Source organism: Curvivirga sp. (assembly GCF_965219885.1).
Lineage (GTDB): Bacteria > Pseudomonadota > Alphaproteobacteria > UBA8366 > Aestuariispiraceae > Curvivirga.
The window spans coordinates 244,121-263,327 of sequence record NZ_CBDCOT010000008.1 but is presented as its reverse complement, the minus strand read 5'-3'; the positions used below and the strand labels follow the sequence as shown (position 1 = coordinate 263,327).

The window sequence follows — 19,207 nt, the reverse complement described above, 5'->3', positions numbered from 1 at the left end:
AAGATACAGGAATGACGCCAATGTCTGATGAAGAACTCGACCTGCGTGAACTGGACGATCAGGAACTTGTTGAGCAAATGTGGGACGACCTTTACGACGGTCTTGCTGATGAGATCTCTGAAGGTACAGAAATTCTTTTGGAACGTGGCTGGGCGCCATATAAAGTTCTAACAGAAGCACTTGTTGAAGGTATGCGCATCGTTGGCGTTGACTTCCGCGACGGTATTCTATTCGTACCAGAAGTATTGATGTCTGCGAACTCCATGAAAGCTGGTATGGCAATTCTTCGCCCGTTACTTGCTGAATCTGGTGCGCCGCAACAAGGTAAGATGGTTATTGGTACTGTAAAAGGTGATATCCACGATATTGGTAAAAACCTTGTATCCATGATGATGGAAGGCGCAGGTTTTGAAGTTATCGACATTGGTATTAACCAGTCCGTTGAAGAATACCTAGCTGCGTTAGAAGAGCATAAGCCTGACATCTTGGGTATGTCTGCTTTGTTGACTACAACAATGCCGTACATGAAAGTTGTTATTGATACTTTGAAAGAGCAAGGTATCCGTGATGACTATACTGTTTTGGTTGGTGGCGCGCCATTGAACGAAGAGTTTGCACGTGAAGTAGGTGCTGATGCTTATTGTCGTGATGCTGCGGTTGCCGTTGAAACAGCTAAAGAATACATGGCTCGTAAGCATAACCAATAATCGTTATGTCTGCTTTGCCTGACAATTTGAAATCTCCGGAGTCTGAAGAGGCTCCGGAGATTTTTTTTGAAAATGCCAAAACACTTGTTATTGCATGTGGAGCATTGGCAAAAGAAATTTTGACGATCATCAAATTAAATGATCTGACCCATATCTCACTTACTTGTTTACCAGCGAATCTTCATAATCGTCCGGACGCTATACCGGAAAGATTGGAAGAGAAGATTGTCCAATATAAAGATCAATATGAAAGAATTCTGATTGGTTATGCGGATTGTGGTACTGGTGGCCAGTTGGATAACATCTGTCGTCGATATAATGTCGATCGTATTCAAGGGGCGCATTGTTATGCTTTTTTTTATGGGCAAGACGCATTCGAACAACTGGCTGATGAAGAGTTAGGTACCTTCTATCTAACTGATTATCTAGTTCGTCAGTTTGATGCGTTGATTATGGAAGGTATGGGGTTAAACAAATATCCGCAAATGTTAGAATTAATGTTTGGAAATTATAAGCGTGTTGTTTATCTAGCCCAAACAGAAGACAGTAAATTGTTAGATATGGCTCAGGATGCAGCAGACAAGCTGAAACTGGAATTAAAAATTGTAAAAACAGGATATGGTGAACTTGCCGATTTTATCGCCAAGGGCGACTATACTCATAAACAATGATGGAATAGGAAATTAAGATGGCTCAATTAATTGTTGTATATTGGCGTGATATCCCTGCACAGGTGATTTGTAAGAAGGGGCGTCGTGATCAAGTGAAAGTTGTTTTAGATGAGCGTTTTGAGAAAGCAATTGATCGTGCTGCAATGCGTGGTGATGCACGTGGCACTGAAGATTATTTAGCGGAATGGAAAAAGGCTGCGCCTGTTGAGGTTTCTGATGATCTTGAGGCAGAGGCAAATAAAAAAGCAGCCGAACTTGAAGCAGCTTACGATGATGAAAGATTAAAAGAATTGGTCGCAAATGGCGGAAATGAAGCTTGATTGTGAATTAATTCTAAAAGAATCTGCTAGGTAAAGGGTTGGTTTTCCAACCCTTTTTTATTTATGCGACTGTTTGTATATGAAAATGCGACATTTTGAATTGACTATGATATAAAGAAATGTTTATATCATTATATTGATGGAGTTAGACGATGGATGAATTATTGGAAGCCCTTAAGGCGATTGCGGAACCGACCAGATTTCGAATTCTGGTTTTATGTGCGCATGGCGAGCTAACGGTAAGTGAGCTTGTGGACATTCTCGGTCAAAGTCAGCCACGTGTTTCTCGACATCTTCGATTGATGGTGGAGGCCGGCGTACTTCAGCGTCAACAAGAAGGAAGCTGGGCGTGGTATCGAGCAACTGGTGATGCATCTTCGTTGGCCGCAGGGCGTCGCACCAATCAATCTTTAGCAACATTGGTTGAGCAAATTACAGACCTTGTGCCATTGGATGACCCGATTATCACTAAGGATTTAGAGCGTCTTGACCGCATTAAGGAAACACGTGATCAAAAGGCAGCAGAGTATTTTGCAGTCAATGCATCTGAATGGGATAAAATTCGCAGTTTGCATGTCGATGAAGCTGAGGTCGAAGCTGCTTTGATCAAAGCTTTCGATAAACATGATATGGGACATTTTCTTGATATCGGTACGGGTACAGGGCGTATTTTATCCGTTCTTTCTGATAAAGTTGAAGCGGCTGTTGGTGTTGATACATCAGGCCAGATGCTTGCAATTGCACGTTCTGCTTTGGCAAAAACAGAATTGGATAAATGTCAGGTGCGCCAAGCGGATATGTATAATCTACCATTCGAAAAAGCTGCATTTAATTCAGCATGTTTTCATATGGTTTTGCACTATGCGAGTGATCCTGAAGCTGCCATCCGCGAGGCATCACGTGTTTTAGCACCTGGTGGTCGTATCGTGATTGTGGATTTTGCGCCTCACTCAAATGAAGAGCTTCGTAAGAAACATGCGCATCTTTGGTCAGGTTTCTCTAATGATGAAATTACCCGATGGTGTGAAAATGCCGGGCTGAGTCTAAATGCCCCTATCAATTTTGAAGATGGTCCGCTGACCGTATGTCTTTGGACCGCGGATTTACCTGCAAATATAAACTCGATTGAGGAGGTGGCGTAACAATGTCTGCCATTCGGCTAAGTTTTGAAACTTTTCCCCCTAAACATGCAACCGGGCATGGGAAATATCTTGAGATGTTAAACACGTTTCAGAAATATTCTCCAATGTTCCAATCCATGACTTACGGGGCGGGGGCTTCTGATCGTAGTCGAAGTGAACAACTCGTTGCGAAATCAGCTCAAAGTATTGGGGGGAGACAATTTGTCCCGCATTTGGCCGGTGGTGGTCAGGATAAAGAGCGGATTAAGGCGTTGGTGTCTGAATGGTGGGATAATGATGTCCGTCATATCGTGGCTTTACGCGGTGACGAGGCTGGAAAAGGTGAAATCAAATGTGCAGCTGATGTGGTTGCTACGATTCGAGAAGTAAATAGTTTTGAAATTTCGGTCGCCGGATATCCTGAGATACATCCAAAATCTGCCTCTCAGGAGGCTGAGTTAACACATCTTAAAAGTAAGGTTGAGGCTGGTGCTTCAAGGGTGCTAACGCAATTCTTTTTTGATGCAGATGTTTTTCTCAAATACCGAGACAAGTGTGACGCACTGGGCATGGATGTGAAAATTGTACCAGGAATTTTACCGATCTCGTCGTTGGTACAAGTTCAACGCTTTGCAAAACAATGTGCAGCGACAGTGCCCGACTTCATAATAGACCGATTTTCTGGGTTGGAAGATCAGCCAGAAGCGACTGCAGCCGTGGCAGTTACGACAGTCGTTGAATTAGTCGAACGATTGAACAAAGAAGGGGTGAAGGATTTTCATCTTTACACATTAAATAATGTGCCTAGAACATTGGCCATTTGCCATTCATTAGGCATTTATCCTGAACAGAAACTTGCCGCATAGAGGAGGAAATATCATGCGCAATATTATTAAAGCTCTCGACGAACGTGTACTTTTATCTGATGCACCTTTGGCTCGCAGCCTTGATATGTCCTCTTTGGACGTGGAACGTGATTTGTATGGAAATACAGCAACTTTAGCTGTACTTAACATCACGCGCCCCAACTTGGTATTTAAAGCACATCAGAAGCATCTTCTTGCAGGTGCGGATATAGTACGAACAAATAGTTTGGATATCTCACCGTTAAGTTTGAAAGGAAGTGAGCTAGAGCAGGAAGCTTTTATTCTTAATTATAAAGCTGCTGAAATCGCATCTGAAGCTGTGGATTCTGTTGCTGGAAATGGTCGTCGTCGTTTTGTATTGGGTATTATTCGCGATACAGGTTGGACCGCTGGGCCTGCAGAGGTTGTTGAGGCTATTTCCCTACAGGCGGAAGCATTGCTTGCTGGTGGTGTAGATGGGCTACTTCTTGATTGCTTACCAGGCATTGGTCGTATTCAGCCAATTGTGACTGGCGCTCGCAAAGCATTATCTGCACATGGTTATCATGGCGCTGCGTTATTTCTGCAACAAAACCGTGAAGAAGCCGGAACGAACTATAGTAGTCATGTTTTATCGCAAGTAGATGGCGTGGTACGTTATCGTCCAGGATTTGCGAAAGATGCGAAGGATGTTGAAGGCTGGATTGATCATGAAAAGGTCAATTTGATCGGTGGCGGAGCATCTGTATCCGATATTGTTCAATTGGATGGCATTTTACGTGGACTGGCTGAAGACAGATTACGTCCTTTACAAAGTTGGACCAAGGAAATCGCACCGGTTGATCGTTTTGAACCTGTTTCATCATGGAACTATTATGATGAAGATAAAGAGTTAGCATTAGCCTAAATGCCAAAAAATAATTTGAAGCTTGCGACAAAGTGAAATGTCGCAAGTTTTCAAATTAAGATGACGCGCACAGAATTGAATTGGGCGCGATTGAGGCTTCTCAATTCTTTTTGATGGCGTAAACACAGCAGAAGTAATAATTCGGCTGACTGGGGGTATGGTCAGCTGGTGTGTTTAATACCCCGCATAAATATTTTTACTACAAGCGAGGAAGACGACATGACACGTACAGTCATTAGCTCTGCAACCAAAGAAGTTGTAATCGGTTTTGACCAACCATTCTGTGTAATCGGCGAACGTATTAACCCAACAGGCCGTAAAAAGCTTGCTGCGGAAATGAAAGAAGGCAACATGGAAACAGTTAAGGCTGATGCTTTAGCTCAGGTTGCCGCTGGTGCACATGTACTTGACGTAAACGCAGGTATTCCTTTGGCTGATGAGCCACAAATTTTGGCTGATACAATCGAGTTGGTTCAGTCTTTGGTAGATGTACCACTTTGCATTGATTCTTCCATCGTTGCTGCGTTGGAAAAAGGTTTGTCTGTATATAAAGGTAAAGCTTTGTTGAACTCCGTAACAGGTGAAGACGAGCAAATGGAACAGGTTCTTCCGTTGGTGAAAAAATATGGTGCCGCTGTTGTTGGTATCTCCAACGACGAAACAGGTATCTCCGAAGATCCAAATGTACGTTTCGAAGTTGCGAAGAAAATCGTAAATCGCGCTGCTGATTATGGCATTCCTGCGCATGACGTTGTAATCGACCCATTGGTAATGCCAATTGGTGCTTTGGGAACTGCTGGCCGTGGTGCATTGGAATTGATCCGTCGTCTACGTGAAGAGTTGAAAGTGAACACAACATGTGGCGCTTCCAATATTTCCTTTGGTTTGCCAAACCGTCGTGGCATTAACGGTGCTTTCTTGGCGATGGCATCCGGTTACGGTATGACAACAGCGATTATGAATCCGCTTCATGACGAAGACATGAACGCGATCATGGGTGCTGACGTAATTAATGGCGTGGATAAAGATTGCACACGCTGGATCCAAAAATTCCGTGAGCCAGCTCCGGAAGGTGCAGGTGGTCGTGGTGGTCGCAGTGGTGGTCGCCGTCGTCGCTCTGCAGCATAATTAAATTTGTAAAAGGCGTCTGATTTCTTCAGACGCCTTTTTTTTCATTTTTATCAACTAAATAATAAATTAATAATAACTATAAAATTCCTTTGGATTTAAGTCGAAAAGAAGAACAAAGATGACAGAGACAAGACAGGCTGAAATCGTTTCCGTTTCGGGAGCTTCATCGGATCAGTTAACTTCCCATGTTGAAGGGGAGACAGCAAAAATCGTATTTACGCCATCAGGTCGCCGTGGCGTTTTTCCTGTTGGGACCAAAGTATTAGATGCAGCAAGACATCTTGGTGTTGATATCGATTCCGTTTGTGGTGGTCGCGGTATCTGCGGTCGTTGTCAGGTTGTTCAATCTGTTGGTGATTTCCCGAAATTTGGTTTGAAAAGTGCTGAAGATAATATCTCTGAATTTAATGCAAAGGAGGAGCGCTATAAAGAAAAGCGCGGCATGGATGATGACCGCCGTTTGAGCTGCTCCACTACCATCCAGGGTGATTTGGTTATTGATGTACCTGAAAGCTCGCAGGTACATAAACAGGTCGTGCGTAAACGTGCGGAAGTACGTGATATTGAAATAAACCCTGTTGTTCGCTTGTACTATGTTGAGGTTGAAGAACCTGATATGCACAAGCCAACAGGTGACTTTGAACGTATTGCAGAAGCATTGAAATCCCAATGGGAAGTTGATGTGACAGATGCCGATCTGAAAGTTTTACAGTTGTTGCAAAAAGCACTTCGTGACGGGGATTGGAAAATTACAGCCGCTGTTCGTCATGATGGTGAACTTATCTATGTTTGGCCGGGTTTCCACGACAAAGCCTTCGGCTTGGCAGTGGATGTTGGTTCGACAACGATGTCTGCGCATTTAACAAATCTACAAACTGGCGAAGTGGTGTCTTCAGTTGGTGCGATGAACCCACAAATTCGTTTTGGTGAAGATTTGATGTCACGTGTTTCCTATGTGATGATGAATCCTGGCGGCGAAGAAGACATGACACGTGCTGTACGTGAAACATTGAACTTCCTAGCATCTCAGGCGGTGACTGAGGCTGGCTTAAAACTATCGGATATCCTTGATATCGTAATGGTTGGCAACCCGATCATGCATCACCTTTTACTTGGTGTGAATCCGGTGGAGCTTGGTTGGGCGCCATTTGCTCTTGCAACCAACAGCGCTGTTAAAGTCTGGGCAAATGAACTTGAATTAAATGTGAATCCAGGCGCACGTGCTTATATCTTGCCATGTGTGGCTGGGCATGTTGGTGCAGATGCCGCCGCTGTTACATTAGCAGAAGGACCACAATTCCGCGATGAAATCACTTTGGTGGTGGATGTTGGTACCAATGCTGAAATCGTACTCGGTAACAAAGATCGTTTATTGGCCTGTTCCAGTCCAACTGGACCAGCTCTAGAAGGCGCCCAAATCTCTTCAGGCCAGCGTGCTGCTGCTGGTGCGATTGAACGTGTTCGGATCAATCCAGAAACACTTGAACCACGTTTCAAAGTAATTGGATGTGACTTGTGGTCAGATGAAGAAGGTTTTACTGCAGCTACGAGCAAAACTGGAGTTACAGGAATCTGCGGCTCTGGGATCATTGAAGTGTTAGCAGAAATGTATCTGGCGGGTATTATTACTCATGATGGTATCATTGACGGTACCTTGCAAAGTAAGACGGATCGCGTTGTTGAGAATGGTCGGACATTCGATTACGTATTACATCATGACATTAAAGTTATTCAAGCCGATGTTCGTGCTATTCAATTAGCAAAAGCGGCACTTTATGCAGGCGCACAGCTTCTTGTCGATAAATTAGGTAAACCTGTGGAACGTGTAGTTCTTGCTGGCGCGTTCGGTAGTCATATAGACCCGAAATATGCGATGGTTCTTGGCCTCATTCCTGATTGTAAATTAGATATGGTTGCCTCTGTTGGTAACGCAGCTGGAACTGGTGCACGTATCGCCTTGTTAAATAAAGATGCGCGTCGTGAGGTTGAAACTCTGGTTCAAAACATTGAAAAGATTGAAACTGCAGTGGAAGAGAAATTTCAGGCGCATTTTGTCGAAGCAATGGCGTTCCCACACAAGACGGCGCCGTATGAAAACCTTAAGCAGGTAGTAAATCTACCAGAACCTAAGGTCGCGGCGAGCGATAGTGGGGAAGGAGATGAGGGAAGTGGTGGCCGTCGGAGCAGACGCCGTCGTCGCGGGTAAAATACTCATCTCGTAAGCATCTATTCTTAGGGGCTGGAAGATAACAAAATTGACCAACCTCTAAGAAATGGATGCGGCATAATGAGCGCACAAAAAGAACTAATTCAGGAATTTATGAAAACCTGTACGGTTGAAGTTACACCGGGCGGGGCAGCAAAAGTTGATGATTTTCGTGAGATGCTTCGCGAAGGAACAACAGTTTATGTAACTTTTCTACCGGGTTCTGATTTTGCTGATACAGTAAAAACAGTACGTAAATTACGTGATCAAGGTATGAACCCTGTACCTCACTTTGCCGCACGTTCTATTCCTTCAAAAGATTTCCTTGAAGAAAACTTGAAGATGCTTCAGGCAGAAGTTGAAGTTGAACATGCATTGTTGATTGGTGGCGCTGTTGATAAGCCATTGGGCGAGTTCCATAGCTCTATGCAAGTGTTACAAACAGGATTGTTTGAAAAATATGGAATCAAAAAATGTGGTTTAGCATCACATCCCGAAGGCACACCGGATATTCCAGAAGCAGATGTTGCACAGGCAATTCGTGATAAGAATTCGTATCAAAAAGAGACAGATATGCAGCTTTATTTAGCTACTCAATTCTGTTTCGAATCCAAGCCAATTTTGGAGTGGGAAAAACGTATCCGAGAAGAAGACGGAAATGAACTTCCAATTCATATTGGTATCCCAGGCTTAGCGACAATTAAAACATTAATCAAACATGCTCAGCATTGTGGTGTAGGTCCGTCTATGCGTGTATTGACACGTCAGGCTGCAAATATTGCTAAATTAATGACTGTACGCCAACCAAATAACTTGGTGTTGGAATTAGCAGAAGCTTGCAAAGCTGATTCAGATATTAAGATTTCCCAATGTCATTTATATCCGTTAGGTGGCTTGAAGAAATCTGCTGCATGGTTATATGCGGTTCAAGATGGCAATTTCGAAGATCATAAAAAAGATGGCTTCAAATTGACCGTTGATATTGGTTAATTGCAAATAAGCTGATCGATTAAAAGGCTGGTTTTTAACCAGCCTTTTTATTTATTTGAGTCGCCGTTGGATTTAGCATTCAGTTCAGCAGTGGTATCTACCAATCTTTGAGATAGGTCACGCGTCATTTGATAAGAGAAGTTGGCATCTTGACGAGCAAGTTCAGCGAATACATCTGAATTTAACTGCAAGGCATTTAAGTCTTTGATTGCTCTAACTGTAGCTGTTCTTCGTGTATCACAAAGCAGAGCCAATTCGCCGACAAGTTTATTACGACCCAACGAGAATAAGATAGACTCAGAACCGTCTTCATCTTCTAGAATGACATTTGCCGCACCATCTAGGATAACATATGCGGTATCGCCTTCATCACCCTGGCGGAATAGGTTTTCACCTTCAAGGTAATGTTTGCGCTCTGCTGTAAAGGCTAGCAGTTTTAATTGTGAAGGCTCCAATTCAGAAAATAGAGGTAAACTTTGCAAAACCATTGCCTCTTCCCCCATATTCTGAGTTTGTATAATTTCTTCTTCTTGAAGAGGTGTAGAGCCATCAATCAGTGCAATTTTACCGTTTTTGATTTCGTAATGTGTATCATAATCGAAACCTTCTGGTTCAGATGTAGAAATCCAAACAGTTGTTGCATTATCTGTAAGTTGCGGAAGTTCCTTACAAATTCTTTCTCTTGTTTTGGCATCAAGCGCATTTAATCCATCATTAATCACAAGAATATTTGGTTTTTTCAGAATGTTTCTGGCAAGGGCAAGTTTCTGTCGTTGCGCAGCGCTTAAGCGTGCACCTCCAATACCGACGTTAAATCCGAAAGCAGCTCTAATTACAGGCTCACGAAGATTTAATTGATCTGTAATCGAAATTAAAGCTTCTTCAATTTTTGAGGTTGCGTCCGCGCGACCAAATGCAATTGAACCAAAGAGGATATTATCTTGAATCGAAAGATTCTCATTATAATGGTCTGAATCGAAACCTTGAATGTCATGCACAAAAAATTCACGATACTCTTCCCAAATATCTTTTCTTAATTCGACCAATTTTGATCTAAATCTATTATCAATTAAGCCAAGACGATGGCGTTGAGGCACCAAGCGTAAGGGGAGGGAAAGTAAAATATCTTTATCTTCTTTTCCTAAATCATCGATTTCGGTGTTTTTGGCTTTTGCTACAATATTTTTAAGAACAGGCAAATTCTCTTCATCAACAAAACTGAACTGCTCAAAGAAGGTATGTCCTGGGGTAACGTCTTTGAACATATCCACCATTATTTCTGCGCTACGCAGGCCAATTGTAAGGAACATGTTATAAAGATTATGTTTTTCCAAAAGCTTTATTATTTCAGGTTGTTGCATGAAGTTAACGTCATTAAAGCGTTCATGAATTGGTCGCCCAAATAGAATATTCTCATGAACGGTAGTATATTCGTTATAACTGTCGAAATTGTATGGCTTAACTAGGTCTGAAATTCCCCTCTCTTCCAAGTAGGGCCAAAGAGCTTGACGTGCTTTCATTAAGTTATCAGCAAAATCCCGGTTGCAATTCACATCAATAACCTGACGTAAGCCCAAGTTGAATAAATCGTTTGAAAGTTCAACTTGTTCAAGTATCTCAACTGATTGGTGACGTAAATCTTCATAATCGTTAGAGTTTGCCAAGGGATAATTGATCCAATCAAGAGTGATGTTATCTTTACTATTACCAGCCGCAATAGATTCTACGATACCTTTTAATCTCTCCTCGTCATGGCTTTCTTCTTTTGGTGGTAGTTGCTGTAAGCCCATGAATAAATTATCGGCAATCGAACGATCAAAGAAAGAAGGGCTTGCTGATAGATAAGCAATATTCTGCCCTATTGTTTCTTCATGTAGACTAGAAAACTCATTCCCATCAACGGTTATGCTACCTTTCGATGGTGATTGTAAACGAGTTAATAATCTAGACAAACTATCTCGGGAGGAGCCAGAATTACTTGTGACTAAATTGGCAGAGCCTTTTTTAAGGGTAAAGGTGGCATTATCTATTAGCATTACATCTTCATCTTGAACCGTTAGAGAGGTTGCTTTTAGATCGCCATTTAGGGTGATTTCATGTTCAGGGCGGCCATCAAATTTATCAGCTTCTAGCATTCCTTCAGGGACAAATTGACTATGAATTTGTTCATATTTAATCTTGGAATCAGCCATGCGTTGATAATAGTTAAGCAACTCCTTCCAAGGAGCCGCTAGATCTTTATATGCAGCGAGGGCCGCCACAAGCGCGCCAAATGTTAAATCTCCAGTAATGACGAGATAACCGCCAACAGAATAGAAGAAGAAGGGGGTCATTTGTCCAATGAAGTTATTTAAGAACTTCATAAAGAACTTACGTTTATAGATATCAAATCTAACCCAGAAGATTTTCCCTAAGCGATCAGACATATCAGCCAAAATGAACTTTGAATGATTTTGCGCATGAATATCTTCTACACCAGCCACGACTTCATTAATTCGATTAGAAAGGGAACGTACATATTTCACACGTTCCTTTCCTAAAGCATTAACTTTCTTTTGCAGTTTAGGAATAACGTATCCTTGGACAGGAATGGAAATAAAGGCAGCGAGTCCAAGTAATGGATCCTGTATGAACATGAATGTCATGATTGTAATGAAGGTTCCGCCTTGGAAAGCCAACAAAGCATAGGCGTCGCCAAAAAAACCTCCAAGAGGTTCCACCTCAGCCGTAACCATCGTTACAACTTCACCAGCAGATGTTTTTTGAAACTGTGACAGAGGGAAGCGTAAGGTACGTTCTAATAAAAGATAACGAATGCGACGCAACAAGCGCTCTGCCATAACCCCTTTATAGGTATTAATACGTAATTTAAAGCCGCCATTTATGCAGACCATAAGCAGAAAAATTAGGCAAAGAGCGAAGAGGTATTCTAGCTGACCCATCTCTATGCCATCGAATTGAAAGCCAAATAGATTAAAACTGAACAGAACAAAATAATCTGCAGCCCCACCAATTGCTTCATTCACAATTGTTTTTGGAAGATCTAGAGAAAAATAGAGAAACGGAAAAGAAGCGAGAATAAGTGCAAGCGTCGTGATTTGCTGTGCTTTACTGTAACGCCATATAAATTTGAAAAGGCTACGATCCAATGTTATGTCTCTCTGTCTTTTGTATGCAGTATTTAGAGAATCTTATGAGCTACAGGTTATAGTGAATCCTTATATAGGTCCAACCTTATCACTATTCAGATAGTTTCATTTAAGAAATTCATCACAATAAATATAATAAAGTGAATACTTCCTTGTTGATTTTCTCGGCAAATAATAAAATAGTATTTTCATACTGTTATGATTAATGCTGGTTGCTATGCGTGAACTAATTAAAAACGGCTTATTACGTAATTTATACAATCACTGGTGTGATTGTAAGTCGTCGCGCGTGGTTCCTTTTCGATCATCTATTGATTTAACAAGAATCCCTGATGTTTTCTCACATCTTGCCATTTTTGAATTTATCCCTCAGGAAGAAACTTATGTTTGCCGCCTAGCAGGTGATATAGTGCAGAAAACATATAAAAAAAGCCTTGCAGGAAAAAAAATAGAAGAAATTTTCGAAACAGAAATTGCTGCTTTGTTTGGAAGTTATTTCGATACTGTTCGAAACAATACTTCAGTTGCTGTTGGTAAGGCAATTTCTCTGGATGAAAAAAGAGTAGAATTAATCTTACTACCTTTGGCAAACACAGAAGGGGAAATTGTCCAAATTCTATGTGTTCAGGTTTGCGAATACGATATCGAACAAATGGCGTTTAATTTCGCAGCGGATGATTTTATTTTCCGATCGTTTGAATGCCGAAACCTAGATAATTAAAAAAAACGCCTGAAGCTAACTTCAGGCGTTTTTTTATCAATTTGGAACTTCTTCAGGGAAGTATTTTAATAAGCTTCTAATTGGGTTTGGTGCAGCTTGTCCCAATCCACAGATTGAAGCATCAGCCATTGTATCGCATAGCTGTTCTAGCAATGCCGTATCCCAACTTGAGGTTTCCATTAATTTAACGGCTTTCTCTGTACCAACTCTACATGGTGTACATTGGCCACAAGATTCATCTTCAAAGAATTTCATCAAATTTAGCGCAGCATCTTTTACGCTATCTTGATCGGATAATACCATGACAGCAGCGGATCCAATGAACCCGCCAAATGGTTGAAGAGTATCAAAGTCTAATGGGATGTCATTCATTTTAGCTGGGAAGATTCCGCCAGATGGACCTCCAGGTAAATACGCCTTCAGTTCATGACCATCTAACATACCGCCACAATAATCGTCGATAAGCTGTTGGATTGTAATCCCTGCTGGGGCCAGTTTAACTCCTGGTTCTTTTACACGACCAGAAACAGAGAAGCTACGCAAACCTTTACGATCATTTGCACCATGGGATGCAAACCATTCGCCACCTTTCTCAAGGATTTCTGGAACCCAATATAAGCTTTCAACGTTATTTACCAATGTTGGTCTGTCAAAAATACCTTTTTGAGCTACGAATGGTGGACGATGGCGTGGTAAGCCTTTTTTTCCTTCAATCGATTCGATCATTGCAGATTCTTCGCCACAAATATATGCGCCTGCGCCGCGACGCAAATGAAGCTTGGTATGTTTGGATAAACCTGCTGCCTCAATTTTAGCGATTTCATCTTTTAATAATGCAATTACATCGGGATATTCATCGCGGATATAAATATAGACAGCTTCTGCTTCGACCGCCCAAGCGCCAATTAACATCCCTTCAAGGAATTGATGTGGTTTACGTGTCAGATAGTGATGATCTTTAATTGTTCCGGGTTCGCCTTCATCACCATTCACAGCCATCAATCGCGGTTTTGCTTCCATACGAACAAATTTCCACTTACGACCAGTCGGGAAGCCAGCACCACCTAAACCACGAAGGCCAGAGCCTTCCATCGTTTCGATCACTTGCTCGACAGTAAGGTCCCCTGAAACGCATTTTGCAAGAATTGCATAGCCACCATTTGATTTATATTGATCAAAACCTTCGTAATCTGGTTTTGCATGATGCGTATTGCCTTTTTGAGCAGCTTCAACCAGTTTCTCAACAGTTGCATCTGTCACATGGTTATGCCCAACTTCGGCAACTGGTGCTTGATGACAACGTCCCATACAAGGCGCACGTAATACACGGACTTCTTGTCCTGCCGCGTTAGGCAGATTTTTCAAGAGGTCTTGCGCACCTTTCATTTCACATGACAAACTATCACATACGCGAATGGTTAGCGGAGGCGGAGCGATTTCATCTTCCAGTACGATATCAAAATGGGCGTAAAAAGAAGCAACTTCATAAACTTCTGCCTGAGACAATCTCATCTCATGTGCTAAAGCATGTAGATGTGCTGCAGACAGATGTCCGAACTTGTCTTGGATCAAATGTAAATTTTCGATCAACATATCTCGTTGACGGGAGTCTTCTGATAGTAATTCAAGCACTTCTTCATGTGCGATTGAATTTAATTGGCGGCCTTTTGGATGTGGTACGGCTTTCCGGCGACCGAACCCCGGGCTTCTGAAGCGATTTACTTTTCCGTTTTCGTCGCTTTTATGTGTTTCACCCATAATTGATTTGCTCCCTCAAATTAAGGTGTATCTGATCCTGCATATGCCAAAATAAAACTTGGCATTATTATGATAATGTTTGATGTATATATCTGTAATTAATTTCCAAGATGGTTTTTGCAGATATAACAATGGATTGTGCTACTTATAAAGGGTGTCGTGAAGTTGTATCTTGTCAGTGAACGTCATTGTCTATGTCTGCCGCGACGAGTTGTGCATTAGCCAAATCAATAACACGCTTACCAGCATGCTCAAAATTTATTGTAATTTTTAATCCTACAACAGATTGGACTTGCCCAATTCCCCATTCGTTTGCGCCCAAGAGAGTAACATATTCACCTAAGCGTGGAATATAAGACGAGACCTGTAGATTCATAACAATGTTCCTTGTCAAAATTCAATTTCGTCATGACAGTAATGCATTACATCATTAAAGAAATTTGCTATGCTTGCTATACATATTCTTTAAGGAGGAAGCAATCTTTCTGGTATAGGGATGTTTAATCAAAATGGGGGAGATTTCTTATGGATAGAATAAATTTACGATTTTCTGAACTGTTGATTTCAAGACTTTGTCACGAATTAGTGGGAGCCGCGGGTGCGATAGGGAATGGTATAGAGTATCTAGAGGAACATTCCGAGCAAATAGCTGATACAGAAGTCGTTTCATTACTTTCAAATAGTTCGGTCCAGTTAACTTCTAGATTGAAGTTTTATCGCGTCGCTTATGGTTTTGCGGGAAATGCAATAGACAATATTGCGGAGCTAAGATCGTTAGCGTTTCGTTTTTACGATGCTGATCCCGATGTTTCTTTAACTTGGCAGATGGCGCCAATAGCACCGGATTTATCGGCAGGGGAAGGACGGTTAATTTTAAATGTAATTTTACTGGCCAGACAATCTATTGGATTGGCAGGTGATATTAATGTGAGCTTGGATGATGATCAGATCGTGATATCTGGAGTAGGGGATGGCGTAAAAGAAAACGGTGAGTTTGTTAGTATTTCGTCTGGAGAAAAGGCTATTGACGATCTTAGCGCAAAAAATGTTCATGAATTTTTAACATGTCAATTAGCGGCGCAATTAGGGATGAAGATTTCACAATCGGTTGGTATGGCTGAGAAGACTCCGCAGATCCTTTTTTGTATCCAAAAGAGCTAAGGAGATATGGTGAATTGAAAAGATTAGGTATTAGTATTTTGGTTAAATAACTAATGAAGAAGACTCTTTTTTTATTTTTTTGATGATATTTAGTTGAAAAAAAAGCAATTGCAGACTTTAATGCATATAACGTAATTTGAACTTAAGTTACGTAAAATGTTTGTCCTAAGAAACGTCGTGTTTTGTGAGTACTTATTTTAACGTGACGTTCTGACTAAAAGATAACAAGGGTGAGGAATTATCATGGATGATCTGCTTAGTGAATTTCTGACAGAAACTGCAGAAAGTATGGACACGCTCGATTTAGAGCTTGTTAAATTTGAGCAAGATCCAAACGACGAAGCGATCTTAGGTAATATCTTCCGCTTGGTACATACGATTAAAGGTACATGTGGTTTTCTTGGATTGCCTCGATTGGAATCAGTAGCACATGCATCTGAGAATGTTTTAGGCCATTTCCGAGACGGTAGTTTAACGGTGACAGCAGGCGCTGTGACATTGATTCTCGAATCTCTTGATCGTATTAAAGAAATATTGAAAACTCTTGAGGAAACTGAAGTAGAACCTGAAGGCGATGATTCTGATCTTATTGGACGTTTGAATCATTTAGCTGATACAGGTGAAGTTCCAGGTGAGGGCACGGCGCCTGCTGTTGAGGCGGTTGAAGCTGTTGTTGAAGAGACGCCTGCTGAGGATGTATCTGCTGAAAAAGAAACTTCTGGTAGTGGCAGTGCTGCTTTGGATGCTTTGATGGATATGGATGCGCCAGCAGCAGACGATAATGATGAACTTCAAGCTTTATTCGATGCCACACCTTACAATGGTCCAGGTGATCCAATGGCCGCTAAGAAAGCTGCCGATGCGGCTGCTGGGGATGATGCTCCTGCAGCGCCTTCAGTACCTGCGCCGGCTAAGGAAACAGCACCCGCAAAAGCGCCTGAAGCAAAAACAACCATGGCAGCGGAAAAGAAAGAAAGTTCTGGTGTTGTACAAACTATCCGCGTGAATGTTGATCTGCTAGAAAACTTGATGACAATGGTTTCTGAGCTTGTATTGACACGAAACCAATTACTTCAAATTTTGCGTAGTGCTGGTGATAGTGAGTTCAATGCACCACTTCAGCGATTAAGTCATGTGACTTCGGAATTGCAAGAAGGTGTGATGAAGACACGTATGCAACCGATTGGGAATGCATGGGCAAAACTGCCACGTATTGTTCGTGATTTATCTATTGAATTGGAAAAGAAAATTGATCTGCAAATGATCGGTGCAGAAACAGAACTTGATAGACAAGTTCTTGATATTATTAAAGATCCATTGACACATATGGTTCGTAATTCTGCGGATCATGGTATTGAGGGTCCCGAAGATCGTGTGGCCGTAGGCAAGCCTGAGACTGGTACTATTACCCTGAATGCGTTCCATGAAGGTGGACATATTATCATTGAAATCCGCGATGATGGTAAGGGCTTGAATACAGCGCGTATTCGTCAAAAATGTATTGAAAATGGCTTGGCAACTGAATCTGAATTAGATGCGATGACTGAACATCAAATTCATCAGTTTGTATTTAACGCTGGTTTCTCAACGGCACAACAAGTGACTTCCGTTTCTGGTCGTGGCGTCGGTATGGATGTTGTGAAAACCAACATTGATAAAATTGGCGGTAATGTCGAGTTGAAATCAGAAGAAGGTAAAGGTAGTACTTTTGCCATTAAAATTCCGCTGACATTGGCGATTGTTTCTGCATTGATCGTTGAATGTGAAAACGAGAAGTTTGCGATCCCGCAAATCAGTGTTGTTGAGTTGGTACGTTCTGGGGATAACTCCGAGCATACGATTGAAAATATTCATGGGACGCCTGTTCTTCGTATTCGTGATGTGCTCTTACCATTGGTGAGTTTACGTAAGTTATTGAATATGGAAGAATCTAACCTTGATCAGCTAGATCAACGTGAACAAGTGATTGTTATTGCTCAAGTAGGTACAAATTCTTTTGGTATCATTGTTGATAAAATTTATGATGCTGAAGAAATCGTGGTGAAACCTGTTTCCTCTATTTTACGCCATATTGAGACATTCTCAGGTAATACAATCCTTGGGGATGGTAGTGTAATTATGATCTTGGATCTTAATGGCATCGCAAAAGAACTAGGTGATGTTGCTGCTGTTGCTGCTGATACTATGGCTGCAGAGGAGGCTCAAGCGTTGCGTGGTGCTGGTGCAGATGATCGTGTTGCTCTCTTGGTATTCCGTGCGGGCTCTGAGTCACCAAAGGCTGTGCCTCTCGCATTGATTGCTCGATTAGAAGAAATTGATTTTGATAAAGTTGAATTTACAAATGGACAGGCTCTTGTTCAATATCGCGGTAATTTAATGCCGTTAGTACCTATTTCACGTGACTATGAGATGCCAACGACAGGTAAGAAGCCGACATTGGTATTCTCCGATCGTGAACGTTCTATGGGATTGGTTGTTGATGAGATTCTTGATATTGTTGAAGATCGTCTGAATGTTGAATTGAGTGCCGAAAAAGAAGGCATGGTGGGCAGTGCGATTATTAATGGCCAAGCAAGTGAGGTTATTGATACGGGGTATTATCTAACACAGGCCTTTAGTGATTGGTTCGGTGCGGAAACAGAAGCGTTAGGTGTTGAGGCAAGTAAACGTCGAGTATTATTGGTCGACGACAGTGCTTTCTTCCGTAATTTATTATCTCCTATTCTATCCGTTGCCGGTTACGATGTGACAACTGCAGAAAGTGCAGATGATGCCTTGCATATGTGTGAATCTGGCGCAAATTTTGATGTAATCGTTAGTGATATTGAAATGCCTGGTACAAATGGATTCGAATTCTGTAGCACGCTTCGTCAAGAAAGCCGTTGGTCTGCGACACCGGTCATTGCAATGACATCGCATACATCTCCTGGGGATCTGGAACACGGACGTGAAGTTGGTTTTACTGATTATGTTGCTAAACATGACCGCGATGGTTTGTTGCAAGCTTTAGCAGAAACACTGAGCGCTGCAAATTAATCGATGTTTTGAAGAAATAAGTGTTTGAATTCCTCTATTGAAGAGTTACTCTTTTTAGAGGAATTCAAAAATAAAAAAAGAACCCTTGTTTGTCTAATTTTTGGAGAATCGAACAATGAAAACCTGCCTAGTGGTGGATGATTCTCGTGTTATCCGTATGGTTGCGCGGAAAATTCTTGAAGAACTCAATTTCAATGTAGTTGAAGCTGAAGACGGTCAACAAGCGTTGAATGCATGTAAAGATAGCATGCCAGAATGTGTGTTGCTTGATTGGAATATGCCTAATATGAATGGCTTAGAATTCATGTTGGAAATGCGGAAATTACCAACGGGACAAGATGTGATTGTGGTATTCTGTACGACTGAAAACGATATGGATCATATTCAAGAAGCTGTCGCAGCAGGTGCAAATGAATATATTATGAAGCCATTTGACAGTGAAATTATCCAGAGCAAGTTCACTCAAGTCGGTTTGATTTAAGTT

The 19,207-nt window shown here is 41.7% G+C and carries 16 protein-coding genes; 13 read left to right on the top strand and 3 right to left on the bottom strand.

The genetic code is table 11. The features are described from left to right. Positions 1-20: 20 nt before the first annotated feature. From ACOQOA_RS03850 to ACOQOA_RS03810, 9 genes are all read left to right on the top strand, one after another. Complete coding sequence (locus ACOQOA_RS03850) at positions 21-707, top strand: corrinoid protein (RefSeq protein WP_420547331.1); 687 nt, start codon at positions 21-23, stop codon at positions 705-707. A 5-nt stretch (positions 708-712) separates the two neighbouring features. Further along, complete coding sequence (locus tag ACOQOA_RS03845; protein ID WP_420547330.1) at positions 713-1,378, top strand: DUF1638 domain-containing protein; 666 nt, start codon at positions 713-715, stop codon at positions 1,376-1,378. A gap of 17 nt (positions 1,379-1,395) precedes the next feature. Further along, complete coding sequence (locus ACOQOA_RS03840; protein ID WP_420547329.1) at positions 1,396-1,698, top strand: virulence factor; 303 nt, start codon at positions 1,396-1,398, stop codon at positions 1,696-1,698. A gap of 152 nt (positions 1,699-1,850) precedes the next feature. After that, the gene (locus tag ACOQOA_RS03835) at positions 1,851-2,840 is read left to right on the top strand and encodes an ArsR/SmtB family transcription factor (protein WP_420547328.1); all 990 of its coding nucleotides are present in this window, start codon (positions 1,851-1,853) and stop codon (positions 2,838-2,840) included. A 2-nt stretch (positions 2,841-2,842) separates the two neighbouring features. Then, a complete protein-coding gene (locus tag ACOQOA_RS03830) occupies positions 2,843-3,685 on the top strand; it encodes a methylenetetrahydrofolate reductase (protein ID WP_420547327.1) in 843 nt (280 codons plus the stop codon). Positions 3,686-3,698: 13 nt separating this feature from the next. Then, a complete protein-coding gene (locus tag ACOQOA_RS03825; RefSeq protein ID WP_420547326.1) occupies positions 3,699-4,571 on the top strand; it encodes a homocysteine S-methyltransferase family protein in 873 nt (290 codons plus the stop codon). A 219-nt stretch (positions 4,572-4,790) separates the two neighbouring features. Continuing rightward, complete coding sequence (locus ACOQOA_RS03820; protein WP_155153026.1) at positions 4,791-5,699, top strand: methyltetrahydrofolate cobalamin methyltransferase; 909 nt, start codon at positions 4,791-4,793, stop codon at positions 5,697-5,699. A gap of 121 nt (positions 5,700-5,820) precedes the next feature. Next, on the top strand, positions 5,821-7,908 hold the full coding sequence (locus ACOQOA_RS03815; protein WP_420547325.1) for an ASKHA domain-containing protein: 2,088 nt from the start codon (positions 5,821-5,823) through the stop codon (positions 7,906-7,908). 81 nt (positions 7,909-7,989) lie between these two features. Then, positions 7,990-8,898, top strand: a complete 909-nt coding sequence (locus ACOQOA_RS03810; RefSeq protein WP_420547324.1) for a metFprotein — start codon at positions 7,990-7,992, stop codon at positions 8,896-8,898. 47 nt (positions 8,899-8,945) lie between these two features. Here the strand turns inward: ACOQOA_RS03810 and ACOQOA_RS03805 are convergent, their stop codons facing one another. Next, a complete protein-coding gene (locus tag ACOQOA_RS03805; RefSeq protein WP_420547323.1) occupies positions 8,946-12,047 on the bottom strand; it encodes an ABC transporter transmembrane domain-containing protein in 3,102 nt (1,033 codons plus the stop codon). Positions 12,048-12,264: 217 nt separating this feature from the next. Between ACOQOA_RS03805 and ACOQOA_RS03800 the strand changes: the two genes are divergently transcribed. After that, on the top strand, positions 12,265-12,768 hold the full coding sequence (locus tag ACOQOA_RS03800) for a PAS domain-containing protein (protein ID WP_420547322.1): 504 nt from the start codon (positions 12,265-12,267) through the stop codon (positions 12,766-12,768). A 36-nt stretch (positions 12,769-12,804) separates the two neighbouring features. Here ACOQOA_RS03800 and ACOQOA_RS03795 read toward each other — a convergent pair whose 3' ends face one another. Together ACOQOA_RS03795 and ACOQOA_RS03790 are read right to left on the bottom strand one after the other, a co-directional pair. Further along, positions 12,805-14,526, bottom strand: a complete 1,722-nt coding sequence (locus tag ACOQOA_RS03795) for an NADH-ubiquinone oxidoreductase-F iron-sulfur binding region domain-containing protein (protein ID WP_420547321.1) — start codon at positions 14,524-14,526, stop codon at positions 12,805-12,807. Positions 14,527-14,701: 175 nt separating this feature from the next. Continuing rightward, positions 14,702-14,902 (bottom strand): DUF3553 domain-containing protein, encoded by a 201-nt coding sequence (locus ACOQOA_RS03790; RefSeq protein ID WP_420547320.1) that lies wholly within the window; start codon positions 14,900-14,902, stop codon positions 14,702-14,704. 149 nt (positions 14,903-15,051) lie between these two features. Between ACOQOA_RS03790 and ACOQOA_RS03785 the strand changes: the two genes are divergently transcribed. The 3 genes from ACOQOA_RS03785 (at position 15,052) to ACOQOA_RS03775 (ending at position 19,204) form a co-directional block, all read left to right on the top strand. Continuing rightward, positions 15,052-15,687 (top strand): histidine phosphotransferase family protein, encoded by a 636-nt coding sequence (locus ACOQOA_RS03785; protein WP_420547319.1) that lies wholly within the window; start codon positions 15,052-15,054, stop codon positions 15,685-15,687. 243 nt (positions 15,688-15,930) lie between these two features. Then, a complete protein-coding gene (locus tag ACOQOA_RS03780; protein ID WP_420547318.1) occupies positions 15,931-18,723 on the top strand; it encodes a hybrid sensor histidine kinase/response regulator in 2,793 nt (930 codons plus the stop codon). 115 nt (positions 18,724-18,838) lie between these two features. Next, complete coding sequence (locus ACOQOA_RS03775) at positions 18,839-19,204, top strand: response regulator (protein WP_155153342.1); 366 nt, start codon at positions 18,839-18,841, stop codon at positions 19,202-19,204. The last annotated feature ends 3 nt before the right edge of the window (positions 19,205-19,207 follow it).

Excerpts from the sequence above, each read along its gene's own strand:
- ACOQOA_RS03850 (WP_420547331.1), top strand. The coding sequence starts at position 21 with ATGTCTGATGAAGAACTCGACCTGCGTGAACTGGACGATCAGGAACTT.
- ACOQOA_RS03845 (WP_420547330.1), top strand. The coding sequence starts at position 713 with ATGTCTGCTTTGCCTGACAATTTGAAATCTCCGGAGTCTGAAGAGGCT.
- ACOQOA_RS03840 (WP_420547329.1), top strand. The coding sequence starts at position 1,396 with ATGGCTCAATTAATTGTTGTATATTGGCGTGATATCCCTGCACAGGTG.
- ACOQOA_RS03835 (WP_420547328.1), top strand. The coding sequence starts at position 1,851 with ATGGATGAATTATTGGAAGCCCTTAAGGCGATTGCGGAACCGACCAGA.
- ACOQOA_RS03830 (WP_420547327.1), top strand. The coding sequence starts at position 2,843 with ATGTCTGCCATTCGGCTAAGTTTTGAAACTTTTCCCCCTAAACATGCA.
- ACOQOA_RS03825 (WP_420547326.1), top strand. The coding sequence starts at position 3,699 with ATGCGCAATATTATTAAAGCTCTCGACGAACGTGTACTTTTATCTGAT.
- ACOQOA_RS03820 (WP_155153026.1), top strand. The coding sequence starts at position 4,791 with ATGACACGTACAGTCATTAGCTCTGCAACCAAAGAAGTTGTAATCGGT.
- ACOQOA_RS03815 (WP_420547325.1), top strand. The coding sequence starts at position 5,821 with ATGACAGAGACAAGACAGGCTGAAATCGTTTCCGTTTCGGGAGCTTCA.
- ACOQOA_RS03810 (WP_420547324.1), top strand. The coding sequence starts at position 7,990 with ATGAGCGCACAAAAAGAACTAATTCAGGAATTTATGAAAACCTGTACG.
- ACOQOA_RS03800 (WP_420547322.1), top strand. The coding sequence starts at position 12,265 with ATGCGTGAACTAATTAAAAACGGCTTATTACGTAATTTATACAATCAC.
- ACOQOA_RS03795 (WP_420547321.1), bottom strand. The coding sequence starts at position 14,526 with ATGGGTGAAACACATAAAAGCGACGAAAACGGAAAAGTAAATCGCTTC.
- ACOQOA_RS03790 (WP_420547320.1), bottom strand. The coding sequence starts at position 14,902 with ATGAATCTACAGGTCTCGTCTTATATTCCACGCTTAGGTGAATATGTT.
- ACOQOA_RS03785 (WP_420547319.1), top strand. The coding sequence starts at position 15,052 with ATGGATAGAATAAATTTACGATTTTCTGAACTGTTGATTTCAAGACTT.
- ACOQOA_RS03780 (WP_420547318.1), top strand. The coding sequence starts at position 15,931 with ATGGATGATCTGCTTAGTGAATTTCTGACAGAAACTGCAGAAAGTATG.
- ACOQOA_RS03775 (WP_155153342.1), top strand. The coding sequence starts at position 18,839 with ATGAAAACCTGCCTAGTGGTGGATGATTCTCGTGTTATCCGTATGGTT.